The following is a 12,686-nucleotide window of genomic DNA, read 5'->3' on the forward strand; positions in this document are numbered from 1 at the left end:
CCTTGATTCGTCAGTATCGGTCGTGGCTACGAGCGAGGTCGTGCTACGCGAAGATCCTAGAGAAGATCCCCGTCAGCTCTGCTTCCACCGCGTCGGCGTCATCCGCAAGGGAAGCGCGGTAGTCCTCAATCGATGGTCTACTGGCTCGATAGGCGACCGCCTGGCTGACCTTGTCTCGCTTCTGATTCGAACTCGCGTAGTAGCGCTCGATTGCACCCCGGGACAGGACATGACAATCGTGTTCGGACAGCTGGGTGAGCAGTTCCGCCTTTAAGCGCGCGACAGCTCCGCCCTCGGCCACAGTCATCAACGCGTCCAAACGGTCCGATCGGCGCACGTACGCGAAGATCCGCTCCAGGCACTCAATCACCGAAGCAGCCTCGCCGGCGGCATGAGCTTCCTTTGCTTCGCGTAGTAGCGAACGGGTGTCACCGCTACGTTCCAGATCACGAAGTTGCGAACTGGTGAGCTCGGAATCGTCTTCGGTACACGCGTCCAGGGCCGCGATCAATTCGGCGCGCAGCTCCGTGCAGTGTTCTGTAGGGCTGAGACGGTCGAATCCGTCTGTGATGACGTCAAGATCACAGATCACTGAGACGGGTATATCGAAGTTGGCGAAGAAGGTTCGATAGCTCTGGATGTTGGACTTCCCTTGCACCCTGGCAAAAGCGATGTTTTGCTCGGCTGCATCCCAGCGCTCGTCAATCAGTTTTGCGATCATGGGGAGTATCACGGCATCGCTATCCCCCTCCACGAGCACGACACGCTTTGCGAAGAAGCCAATGCTGTTGTTCTCATGACAGACGATCTGGAAGGCAGTTTTCGCTGGAAGGTTCTCCGAGAGGCGTACCTGGAGCAGCTGGGTTATCGGCGCTCCGCCGGTTGGGCAAGTCGCCTTGCGGAGCTTGATCAGCGTCTCGGTCGCATCCGCTTCAAAAAAGAGCGGTGAATGAGTGCTTACCATCACCAGATGGTTCTCTGCGAACACACGTAACGCGGCGAACAGCTGGCGCTGCGCGTGCGGGTGGAGGTATAGCTCTGGTTCCTCGAACAGGAGCCAGTATCCCGGGTGAGCGTCCTGAGAGTCGGTGCTCATAGTGCGGAGCTCCGTGTACGCCCGGAGTATGGCAAACGTCACGGCGCGCTTCAATCCGTCTCCCTTTGAGACGACGGGACCTCTGTGCCCGTCGTCGGCGTGCACCTCTGCAGAGTTGATGAGCGTTCTCACCTTGGGCACCGGCACATGGATCGTGAGGTCCACGCCCGGGAAGCTCTGCCGCACAAAGTCCGCGATCGTGGTCTCGATGTCCTTGACTCGTTGGATGCGGTCGTCAACCTCCTCGCCGTCCTCGCCCACTACTCTGCTCAAGAGCGATTGGATGCTGCGAAACTGCTTCTCCACATCGCCGAGCTGATCAGAAATTTCCTCCATCAGGATCCCGATGAGTTTTCCGAACGTCGCTGACTCCGAGGTCTTCACCTCATCGCTCACATCCTTGACCGCTTCGACGTAGATCGGCTCGGGAAGAAGATCCTTGATCCCAGCGTCTAGCCCAGTTGGGAGCGGCTCGTCGCTGTAGGTCAGATGTTGTTGAGGCATCGTGGCGACAAAGGCATCCCGTGCGGCGCGGATGGCTGTCTGGGTCGGTCGTGCCGCGAGTTCGGGCTCGAGTTCCGGCAGAGAGCTGATGACCGCTTCACGGAGCTCTGCTCCGGTCTTGCCGCGCATCGTGTCGGTGAGTACGTCATCGTGCCAACGGGACTCCTTGGGGATCAACCGCGAGACGAGTAGCTGAGAGCGGCCTGACTCACCAGACTTGAACTTGCGGACGAACCGGACGGTTCCGTCGTTGACAACTGATTGAAAGCTCGCGCGATGTTGGTCATTCTTGATCCGCGCGAGATCGGCTTCCGTAATCCCCTCAGCAGTCATCTCGAGGCGAATCGGCGTGCCCAGCGCGTAGAACTCTTCCTCTCGAGGGCGCCGTGTTGAGGACGGCATCATCAGAAGGATCGCTTGCAGGACGGATGACTTACCGGAATTATTCTCGCCAATGAGGCACCCGAAGTTCGAAAGAGGGACGGTGACGTCCTTCAGCCCGCGAAAGTTCTCGACCTTGAGTTCAGTTAGCTGCACAGAACGTTCTTACCGCACGGCCCCCACACCGTGAGCGAGACGCGCAGTCGCCCTCTTCTCCCGCAGGTCGAACTCGCGAGCATCGTCCCTATCGAGAACGCGGGAGCGGTGACCGAACTCTCGTAGTTTTTGTGCCGGGCGACGCGAGAAGTTAGCTGAAGTGGGAAGGCGCGGAGGTCGGACGCCTCGCTTCAGAACTCGAACGCGCCGTCTACCGCTAACGAGTTGAGACTGTCGGTCGCTCGCACCTCCGGATCACGAGTCAGCTGGTCGGGTCGTACTCCTCCTGCATAATGAGCGCCCTGACCATCTGCAGTTCTGCCCCGGCATCCATTGGCTTTCCGGCGAGTTCGTCAAGCAATCCTTGCAACGGCCAGGTTGTGAGGCTGCCGTACCGTGCCGCGTAGATGCCAAGGCTTGCGACATCACCGTACTGTTCGATGTGCTCGGTGCTCAGCAGGCCGTAGCACACCAGCTGGTAGATGGTTTTGGTCGGCGGAAGGTAGCTGAACCGCCCGACGGAATTAGCGGTGCCGCGGTCGGCTTTCAAGTCCAGGAGCACGCCGCCGGCGATGACGTCGCCCTGGGCTTGCACGTAGTCGGTGCCGAGCCACGGCTGAAAGTGGGCGGGCGCTTTCAGGTGCGGGTAAAGCTCGATGGTCGCGATCTCGTCGAGCATTCGCAGCTCGGAGATGCCGGCGGCGGGGATCAAATCATCGCCCAGCGCGTCGAGAACACCGTCCAGGTCACTCCCGCGCCGCAACACCTCTGTTAGAGGGCTAGACATATACGACTGCATCGAGCGGATTGAGCTCACCAACATCCCGAGCACCCACACGCTTCGGTAGAAGTCTGCGTCCGCCGCCCTGTTCGCCACGCTGGCGTTGGCTTGCGTTGAAGCGAAGTGGGCGAGCGCGGCGTGATTCTTCGTCCACATCATTGACGAGTTGCTCACGGAGTACGGTTCCGGGTCGACGACAACGTCTGCCATCACGTCGAACGCGGACCCGAGCCCGGAGCCGTCCCTCCCCGTGCCGGGGGTTTGACGGATGTCGCCCGCGGCCGCCCGAATGCGCTGGCGCATCGGCAGGTGATTCGGAAAAGTCTCGGCCATGTAGCGAGACAGGTGGCTCTTGCTGCTATTCAGCAAGCCCGTCAATGTGGGCGTCAAGTGGCTCCTCTCGGTGGGGTGTGGGAACCGTACCAGCGGGTGGGGGTTAATCCAGCAATCGCCTCCGGCAGGCGCGAATTTCGAGGGGCCTTCGGTGCCGCGCAGCAATCGCTCTGATCGACCTCTTCCGGCAGCGATCGGCCGGAAGGGCCCAGGCGGCTGCGCGAAGAGTTGCACGTACCGCGTGGAATACCCCCGTCAGCACCGCTCCGTAGCGAGCCCAGTCCCATCCGTCACTCAGCTTTCGGCGCAGTTTCATCTGCCGCATCGGGCTAAGTTCGTCACCCGGGGTCGCTCTCGTTCTGTTGAATAGATCAATCGCGGCTGCGATCGATGGCGAACAACGCCACCGTGACGAAAAGGGTGGCGTTGGTCGTGAGGAATCCGACGAGGATGGGGTCCATGAGATCAACCTAGAGTTCGGTGCAGGCATCGCCCGGTCAGAGCAGCAGCCGTGGGGCAAGACAGACATTTCCCGGTGCTCGCAAGCCGGTCGTCGATCGGCGACCGTGATCAGCGCGATCGTGGCCGCCGACACTCCAGACATGAGGCCGGCAAACGAGGGCTACATTGCTTTCTCGCCCAGCGGATGTCGAGACCCGATCAGGCTGCGTGTCGGCGGATGTGCGGGTGAGTGTACGCTCAGCGCGTGAGTGCGATCGAGCATCCCGGGTTTGGAGGCGCGGCGGACATCGGCGCGCCACTGAGTGAGACTCCGCTCACGCCACGGCAGGAGCTCGAAGCTCTTCTGTTGACGGATAAAGGGCGGCTTGGTGATGTCTTCAACCGTGCTGGTTTAGAACCCGAGCAAGTTGCCGCGGACCTGAACGTCTCCTCGCCAGCATTCGTCTACAACCAGCGCCGCACTATCGACGCGATACTGGACGGCCGGCCGGTTCAAGGGCCGGTCTACAGACGCCAAGTGCTCGCGACCCTTCGTACGCAGCAAGCGCGCGGGCGTGGAATCCTCTCTCCCGAAGCAGCTGAGCTACTCGCCAAGAACCGTGCAGCAGTTGAAGCGGCAGGCGCGGACGAGGATTCAGTACAAGCTGCGGAAGAGGCTGCGGCCGAGGAACGGGAAGCGGGGAACACGCTCGTCGCGCTGGAGGGAGTGTCGGGGGTGTACGCGTTCTCTTACGGCTGGTACCTGGAGTCCCCACTTGACCCCGGGAGGGGCAACACACTTATCAAGGTGGGTATGTCCGCGAATGTCGCCGAGCGAGTTCGTCAGCACACCCGATCTGCCAGGGCGCACATACCGGAACCGCTTGCGCTCATTCGCGTCTACGAGGCCGGGGTTCACGGCGCCGACTATCTCGAGCAAGCGTTTCACGCGCTGCTACACGCTGCGGGACATGACAACCCGCGGCGGACAGGTCGGGAAGTAGGTGTCGAGTGGTTCCTCACCAACGCAGACTTCCTCGACACGATCGCTCGAACGATCGGCCTCCGGACGATCTACAGCGGTCGAAGCGAGTTCATGCAGTCATAGTTGCCTGGATCTCGAAGTCAATGCGGTACGAATGGTGCGCTTAGCTCGGTCGGCAGAGCGCGCGCCGCATGCCAAGAGCTTGACCTCAGTCGAGGTGTGACGGGGCTCCCGTGATTCTTCTCCCACCAGCTCGCGAGAAGCGTACGGTGCTTGACGATGAGCGCTTTCGTTCTCCTGAGCTGCTTGCGGCTTGCCCGAAGTGGAAGCTCGCCGACGGTTTAGCCAGTCTCGAGGTCGGTCTTCAAGAACTGGCTAGCTGGCTCAGCCTCCTTCAGAATGTGTGAACGATAATCGGATTTCCTGGCTGTGACCATGAAGGATGCCGCGAAGCTCGTCGGCGTCGACTACCGCACCATCAAGCAGGGCATCGAGGCTGGAACGATCCCGACCGTCGAGCTGGGGCCGCGGCGGATGATTCCCCGGGCCGGTTTGCTGCGGGCGTTCGGCGTCGAGGTCTGATCACACATCGCTCGTTATGGTGTCCGGCTCGCGAGGCGGCGGTATCCCCGACGATCCTTAAGAAGGCCTCGAGCCGATGAGGAAACGGCTTTGGGCAGGGTCGAGCACTCAACGGAACAGACGGGCTACGGTTACCGCGGGAACATCGATGCGTTGAGCAGCACCACGATCGCCCGCGTTCGACGCCGTTGCCTGGCGGAGGTGACGCTCCCGGCGAGTCCGGGTGTCTCCTCCAATCCGCTGAGGGATTGACGGATTGCCCAATGTTGCCGGCTCGAGTGCTGCCGCGACCGGTTGAAGCTACCTCAGCGAGCGAGGCCCGCGAACCTTGCTCAAGTGGCCGGCTCACAGACGGCCGCCTAACGGATTGCGAGCGGCCCGAGCTATCCCGCTTGCGCCGTGACTCCCCTTTTATAACCGCGCTGGCAAAGTGGACCTATGCGATGAACGGCTTGTCTGCCAACCTGGCCCCATTGGAGTGGGGAATTGAGGGGGCCAGAAGTGAAAGCAGAGCAGGTTGCCACGCTTGTCGTATTGATTGCCGGAATCGTCATCGTTGTCGCGCTCGTTGCGACCCTCGTGTTCGTCATCTCAAAGAGGCGGACGGAGGGTCTACGAATCGAAGGATTGGCGCCGGCCGAGCGCGCGGCGCACGACGCGGCGGTCGCGGCGGCAGCGCGGTTCAAAGAGGCGCAACGCGAACTGACTCTCGCTCGCAAAGAGTACGACCAGAGCGTGAAAGCCGCTGAGAAGGCGTTGTCACGAGGGCAGAAGGAGCATCAAGCCGCCATAAAGTCCGCCCAGCGAACTCTCGCCGACGCACACGCCATCGGCGCCCGTTCGATTGGCGTAGTTGCTGGTCGTGAAGGCCGAATCTCGGCAACCGAAACGACGGTCACCGTGCCACAGGGCGTCTTCCCCATTGACGGGGTGACGGCTTCAGTCGACACCGCCGGCAATTTCGCGACTAGTAGCCGGACAACCGTGACACGAGTAGCCGCAGGCGCCGTGGTTTTCGGGCCGGTCGGCGCGCTGGTCGGTGCTACTGCGAAGAAGACCAAAGCCCACGACCTTCGCGAGCTCTATCTATTGGTTGAGGGCCCAGGATTCGCCGCCGTCGTGACATGTAACCCGGACCACGGGTCGCAGGTCCGCCAGTTCGCTGCTGCCGTGAACTCAGCAGCACCCAATGTGAACGCGGTTCTCGCCTACCGAGCGCAATCGGTCGCGGTTGCGGAAGTCCAGTTGAAGACGGTTACCGCTGACACCACAACTCCGGACCGACTCAGCGCCGAATTGGCTACGGTGAGGCACCAAACACTGCGGATCCGAGCCGCCGAGCAAAGACTGGCTCTGGAGTCGCCGACGCTTTCGTCAGAAGTGCCCCCGGAAGGACTCGAACACGAGTGAGCAAAATGGCTCAATCCAGCTTGTACCTGCAAACCACGGGATCATGCGGTAGCACGAGCAGTCGGGCAACATCGCCCAACCGCTGAAAGCGGGTCTCGACGAACGGTTCGCGGCCCCAACTGCGGGCAACAACCCCCGGAATCGTGCGCGTCGGAGGTTGCCCCCCTCCCGCGACGCCAAAACCGCAATCCGATGATTGTCTCGCCCAGCGACAGCTAACCGGCGCGCGCCTCTCCGATATCCAACGGCCTGGATTCGGTAGTGCACTCGGCGACCGATACGGTTCGTAACATGAGCGAACGCACCCCGGGCTGGTATCCGAACCCCGACCCCAACGGAGGCATTCGCTGGTGGAACGGGAGCGAGTGGACGGAGAATCAGCCGACTCAGACAGCACCGGTCGGCCAATTCTCAATTCCGGGAGAACCACTTAACGCGGTCGATCCGAAGTCGAGGCGGAGACTGGTGATCGCGAGCATCGCTGTGGGCGGAGTTCTTCTGGTTGGCGCGGGCATCGCTGTCGGAGCATCGCTTCTTGCGGGTGACAATGGTGCGCTCACAGCAGCAACTCCGTCGGCGAGCAGAGAATCCGTTGAGCGGACAACACCGGCCGCCGCCCCGCCGCGACCGACACCCGAAGCGCCGCCCGCACCAACTCTTATCGCTGTCGGGCAAACTCTCGAGAGCCAGAACTTTCACCTGACCGTGAATAGCGCCCAGGTACTCGAACGAATCGAGACGACCGACGGCGCGCCGCTGACTCCGGCAGCTGGAACGCAGCTCGTCCTGGTCAAGACGACGTACACGGTCACGGGCCCGAACGCTGTGGACCTGACGTGCGGGAACTATGACACGTTTATCCGCGGTTACGACAGCGACGGTGGGCAGATGGCCGAGACGTTCGAGACTCCTCGCATCCCCGGAAATCAGCCATGCAACGAGAAGATCGTGACCGGACAGACTGCGGAATGGAATTTCGCCTACCAGATGACCGCGGGCCGGCAGCCGGGGGCGCTCGTCGTCATCGACACGAACTTCTACGGCGCAAATGCATGGGGCGAAGAGCAGTTGCTGTCGCTGCGATAGCTCCCCTCAGCCCCATCGCGATCAGCGACAGGGACTAGTCGCCCGGTGCCAAATCACCAACCGAAGAACGAGAGAGATCCTCACAGTCCGCGTGCATTTTGCCCCACGGGGGCTTCCGCGGCCCTACCAGGGCCGAGTCCGAACGGACGGCCTGTCGACATCGAGCGGACCCCGTTTGTCCTGTCCCGCCAACACGCGAGCATACGCGATCACCACCTCTGCAAGTCCGACCGATACCGGTTCGCTTTCGGTCGGATGACCGGCCCGAGCGGCTACCGGCCGAGCACGTGCCCGCTGATCGCCGCCAAACGAGCGTCGCTACATCCCCATCCCACGCCCCGCAGTCGGCGCCCCAACTACCGGCCCGGTCGCCATGGCCGCCAAGTCCCGCGCCCGTGCCGCACGCCGCATCTCCACGTAAGCCGCTCGCACAGCATCCTGCATCGTCAACTCCGGCGTGCCGCGCTGCATCGACTCGGCGAGACACTCGCGGGCGGCGGCGTCCGTCCGCGCAATCACGATCGCGATGTTGCGCACCCGTCCGCGTGTGAGGCCGACGTACAGGCCCGCCGCGTCCACATCCGGCCCGACCACGGAGGCATCGGCGGTGTCCCCCTGCACGCCATGCACCGTCGAGGCGTAGGCGAGCTGCAGGTGCTCCCGTGCATATTCGGCAGATACTCGCCGCAACTCGCCGCTGTCGCCAACCGACACAAGATCGACAAACTCCCCGCGGATGCCGCGCACGATCCACTGTGCACGATTCTCGACTCCCGTGAGCCGGTCGTTGCGGCGAGTCTGGACTGTGTCACCGACGAGGATGCGCTGCTCCCCCATTCCCCACGCGACCACGCCGGGATCCAGCTCGCCGCGATCGACTCGCCGCTGCTGGATCGCGTCGTTGATGGCATCCGCCTCTGCGTTGGTACCGGAGACCAGCGTCACCCGCTTGCCATGCGCGTGCCACTCGAAGTAGGCGTCGATCATCCGCTCACGCGCCGCTTCGTGATGATCGACCCGCTCGACGTGGCCGCCTTCCGCCAGTTCACTCGCAACCGCCAATGCATGCTCGCGATCACTCGCGTCGCGCAGCCGCAAGGTAAGCACCGCGTACTCCGGATCGCGGAACCGATGCACCGTATCGAGCTCAACCGACGCATTCGCGTGCCGGACCGCTGACCCCATCGCGCCCGCATGCCCGACCGGCATCGCCTGGTGCGGGTCACCGACGAACGCGAGCCCTACCCCCTGTTCGATCGCGAGGTCGACGAGGGCGTTCGCGGTCTGCAGATCGATCATGCCCGCTTCATCGACCACGATCCGATCGCGAGAACGCAGCACGTACTGCGTGGGCCCGCCATATGTGACACCCGTGCTGGGGTCGATCTCCCCCACACACAGTCGTGTCCACACCTTTGCACCGGCCTGATCGGCACCCCACCGGTAGCCGTGGTCTGCAAGCAGTGCATGAATACTGGATGCCGCAGCCCCGACTTCGCGAGACGCCACCGACGCCGCTTTCCGGGTCGGAGCCACGACGAGCATCCGCCGCCGTTGTGCCCCGAGCGCTGCGAACGCGGCACGCAGCATGGTCGTCTTGCCTGTGCCAGCGGGGCCGGTGACCGTGACGAGCCCGTCGGTCCCAGCGATCGCGCACGCGGCGACGCTTTGCGAAGCATCCAGTGTCGAGATGTCTTCGTTCGGCGCGAAGCGATGCAACTCGTTTGGCAGGAGTGAGCGCCCCGGCCGGGCGAGCGCGTCAAGGCGTCCGGCGAGGCGCACCTTCGCGCGCACTGTCTCGGTGGCCATGAAGGCCTTCACGTGCGCCGGCGGAACCTCCGCAACGAGCCGATAGACACCGTTCGCGGCGCGTGTTGTGATCTTGACGATCACGTCGTCGAGCTGGTTGCGCTCCGCAACGATGCCCGTTCGCGAGAGTGCACGGATTGCGCCGGCGCGGATGTCGAAGCTGCTGAATCGCCCGCCACACGGTGTGGACCGTTCGTCCGCATCCACGATCGCCGCAGCTGCGAGCAGATCCAGATCGAGGGCGGGCCGGTCTGTCGCAGCGATGGCAATCGGTGCACGCGCGGTGATGAGGCTCGGATCGATCACCGCGATCTCGTCACGGACGCGCGACTCCCACGACGTCTCGTCGAGGTCGGCCGGCTTGTTCGGTCGCGCAACCGCCCATGCGCGCCGGTCGATCTGATGGAGGACGTCTACGCTCGGCGCCGATCCCCCGTGCGCCGCCGCCCACTCGGCGATCAGGCGCGCTCGGTTGACCTCGATCTGCGCCGACCGACGTGAGAGCGGGCGGACGGCGCCGGCGAGTTCGGCGATCTCGCCCGAGTCGTCGAGTCTGTACCCGTGGCGCGCAAGCGCGGCGATCCACCCGGGATCTGTGCGGGCGGCGAGCTCCCCCTCGGCGTTGACGACGGTATGCAGCTTCATCGCGACACGCGAGTCGAGATTCGACCACTTGCCGTCCGCGCCGAGCACCTTGATGTTCAGCCAGAGGTGGCGGTGGATGTGCGGGTCGAGCGCCCGCGAGCGGCGGTGCTGCAGCTCGACGACCTCAATGCGCGTGACCTCCTCGCGGACGAGCCCACCATGCCCACGCCGCGCGTTGAGCTCGGTCTGCCATGTGAGCAGGATGCGCTCACGCAACCGATCCTGGAGCGCTTCGAACTCGGCAGCGAGTGCCGGATGCAGCAGCGCGGCAATACTGTACGACTTCGGGTGGTTGAGGGTCCCGTCGAGCAGCAGGTCGGCGTCGGGACTCAGCCGCTGGTGGCCGCGCTCCTGCCCCGTGATCGGGTCGTGCCCGGCGAGCCAAACACGAAGTCCCCCGGCTGTGAGTTCGTCGGAGGTGATGACGCCGTTCTCGACGATGAACCGAGAGACGGTTGAATCGGATGCTGCGCCATACGCCTCGAGCGCCTCGGCGCCCATCGAGTGGGGCATGTGGGCGTCGCACGTGCCCTCGAGAGCGTACGAGATCGCGTGCCCAACCCCGCGGGATTCGACACCCCTCTTCCATCGCTCCAGACCTCCGCGCATGGCGCCACAGTAGGCTAGGTTTTGGCGGTTATCCAGGGCTTTTTCTGCGTTGAAGGTATCTGTAGCAAAGCGGTTTCAAAAGGCGTCGTCCACCGTTGGTGCCTGCGTGCATTGCTCTTGTTCTCTTCGTCTTCGGTCTTCGGTCTTCGGTCTTCGGTCTTCGGTCTTCGACCTTCGTTCTCCGTTCTCCGTTCTTCGTTCTTCGTTCTTCGTTCTGGATCTTGAGCATTGAGGTTTCCTGATCCATTGGTCGTCGATCCCTTCGTTCCCGATGTAGCCGTAGCGTGAAGCCTCCGATGCCACGGGGCGCGCCCTAGTGACACGCTTGAGCACGCGCGCATCGAGTCCCCGCGACCTCGCCATTCAACTGGTGCCAGGTCTCGACGAGATGGGCTGGTGGTGCCGTCACCGCGTGTCCTGTCCGTGATCAGTGGTAGTCCGCGTCGCAGAGTTCGCCTGGAATCCACACAATGAGAAGCCTCATTTCCTCTCGGGATGGTCGCTATCGCCGTTCCGGGTCTCAATGGTGCACGCATTCCAGCCACGGACCTTCTTCCCTAGGTCGAGCAGGATCTCGTTGTTAGCCGGTGGTTCTCGGCGCCCAGACGTATGTCGCGCGGCGTTTGCCACCTCGGTTCCCCTACGGTGAGATGCAATACGAACGGGTGTCTGCAAATTGAGCGATGCGGGGAGAACACGTGGCCAATGAGGGCTGGGACGACGAGGAGTTCCGCAATAAGTGGCAGCAGCAGGCTGAGAAGATCGGCCGGTTCAATCTTGCGATCTTCGGCAAGACTGGTGTCGGCAAGTCCACGCTTATCAACGCCATCTTCGGACGCGAGGTCGCTGCGACCGGTATAGGCGAGCCTGTAACCATGGACGAGGTTCTCCATCTGCACGACAACGGATTCCTCGGGCTCCTGGACACGCGCGGCCTTGAAATCGGTGCGGACACCGACGCGATCATCAAAGACCTCAGTCAGCACATGAAGGACCGGCGAAAGAAGCAAGAAACTGACCAGGTGCACGTCGCCTGGTACTGCGTTAGCGCTAACCACAAGCGCTTCGAAGACACGGAAGCCGACTTCATCCGCCGGCTCGACGAACTCGGACTGCCGGTGATCGTCGTGCTCACACAGGTGCCATCCCGAGACGGCGAGCTTCATGGTGACGCGATCGAGCTTGCAGAGCATATAGCGGCCCGTGCACTGCCGATTGTCGGCGGCCGACCGCTCCCCGTCATGGCGCAAGCCGACGACTTCACACGTCAGCCCACCCACGGGCTGGAAGACCTACTAGATGCCACCTTTCGCGTGGCTCCCGAGGGCGTCCGCGTCGCGCTCACCGCAGCGCAAAAGATCGATATGGGGCGGAAGTTTCGGCAGGCGCAGCTCGCAGTGTGGGCGGCGGGCGCGCTAGCTGGCGCGACGAGCGTCTTCCTCAAAGACGAGCCGAAAGCGCTGCCGACCATCGTTCTAGGGATGACCGGCGCCGTAGCTGCCATCTACGGCATACCCGAGGATATCGCGGCCTTGGCGTGGGCCGCAGCCGCTACGGCTGTGACAGCCGCCGGTGGAAGCGTCACCGACGGCCTGATCGCACTCATCCCCGAGGAGAAGGTGGGCGCACAGGACGTAGTCACAGGCGTCGTTGCTGGCACCATCGTGGTTGCGGTCGGGTACGCCTGGACCGCTGTGTGCGGGCAGCTCGCTCAAGGCAAGCTTGATGGCGTAGGGGGCCTGCTGCAGGACGGTATGGTGCGCGAGCTGTTTCTTACACAGTTCAAGAAGAAGTTCGCGCAGGAGAGCGGCGCCGCCTAGTTCCTCGGGGCTCTGCGCTTAGGATCAGCTGTCTGTGATCGCCGCGCA

At 63.1% G+C, this 12,686-nt stretch carries 8 protein-coding genes; 5 read left to right on the forward strand and 3 right to left on the reverse strand.

Annotated elements, in window-relative coordinates; all coding sequences use genetic code 11:
- Positions 1–43: 43 nt before the first annotated feature.
- Both ABD655_RS12915 and ABD655_RS12920 read right to left on the reverse strand, forming a co-directional pair.
- Positions 44–2,137: an AAA family ATPase gene (locus ABD655_RS12915; protein WP_344714511.1), complete on the reverse strand. Its 2,094-nt coding sequence runs from the start codon at positions 2,135–2,137 to the stop codon at positions 44–46.
- Positions 2,138–2,399: 262 nt separating this feature from the next.
- The gene (locus ABD655_RS12920; protein ID WP_344714512.1) at positions 2,400–3,308 is read right to left on the reverse strand and encodes a hypothetical protein; all 909 of its coding nucleotides are present in this window, start codon (positions 3,306–3,308) and stop codon (positions 2,400–2,402) included.
- A gap of 649 nt (positions 3,309–3,957) precedes the next feature.
- On the opposite strand from ABD655_RS12920, the gene ABD655_RS12925 reads away from it, so the two are divergent.
- The 4 genes from ABD655_RS12925 to ABD655_RS12940 all read left to right on the forward strand — a co-directional run bounded on the left by ABD655_RS12925 (position 3,958) and on the right by ABD655_RS12940 (position 7,755).
- Positions 3,958–4,800 carry a GIY-YIG nuclease family protein gene (locus ABD655_RS12925; RefSeq protein WP_344714515.1) on the forward strand — a complete coding sequence of 281 codons (843 nt, stop codon included), beginning with the start codon at positions 3,958–3,960 and terminating at the stop codon, positions 4,798–4,800.
- A 312-nt stretch (positions 4,801–5,112) separates the two neighbouring features.
- The gene (locus tag ABD655_RS12930; RefSeq protein ID WP_344714517.1) at positions 5,113–5,259 is read left to right on the forward strand and encodes a DNA-binding protein; all 147 of its coding nucleotides are present in this window, start codon (positions 5,113–5,115) and stop codon (positions 5,257–5,259) included.
- 501 nt (positions 5,260–5,760) lie between these two features.
- Positions 5,761–6,669 (forward strand): hypothetical protein, encoded by a 909-nt coding sequence (locus ABD655_RS12935; RefSeq protein ID WP_344714519.1) that lies wholly within the window; start codon positions 5,761–5,763, stop codon positions 6,667–6,669.
- A 291-nt stretch (positions 6,670–6,960) separates the two neighbouring features.
- A complete protein-coding gene (locus tag ABD655_RS12940; RefSeq protein WP_344714521.1) occupies positions 6,961–7,755 on the forward strand; it encodes a DUF2510 domain-containing protein in 795 nt (264 codons plus the stop codon).
- A 318-nt stretch (positions 7,756–8,073) separates the two neighbouring features.
- Here the strand turns inward: ABD655_RS12940 and ABD655_RS12945 are convergent, their stop codons facing one another.
- A complete protein-coding gene (locus tag ABD655_RS12945; protein WP_378721156.1) occupies positions 8,074–10,722 on the reverse strand; it encodes an AAA family ATPase in 2,649 nt (882 codons plus the stop codon).
- Between the two features lie 794 nt (positions 10,723–11,516).
- Between ABD655_RS12945 and ABD655_RS12950 the strand changes: the two genes are divergently transcribed.
- On the forward strand, positions 11,517–12,638 hold the full coding sequence (locus tag ABD655_RS12950; protein ID WP_344714524.1) for a GTPase family protein: 1,122 nt from the start codon (positions 11,517–11,519) through the stop codon (positions 12,636–12,638).
- Positions 12,639–12,686 lie beyond the last annotated feature (48 nt).

This window comes from Microbacterium terregens (assembly GCF_039534975.1).
Classification (GTDB): Bacteria; Actinomycetota; Actinomycetes; order Actinomycetales; family Microbacteriaceae; genus Microbacterium; species Microbacterium terregens.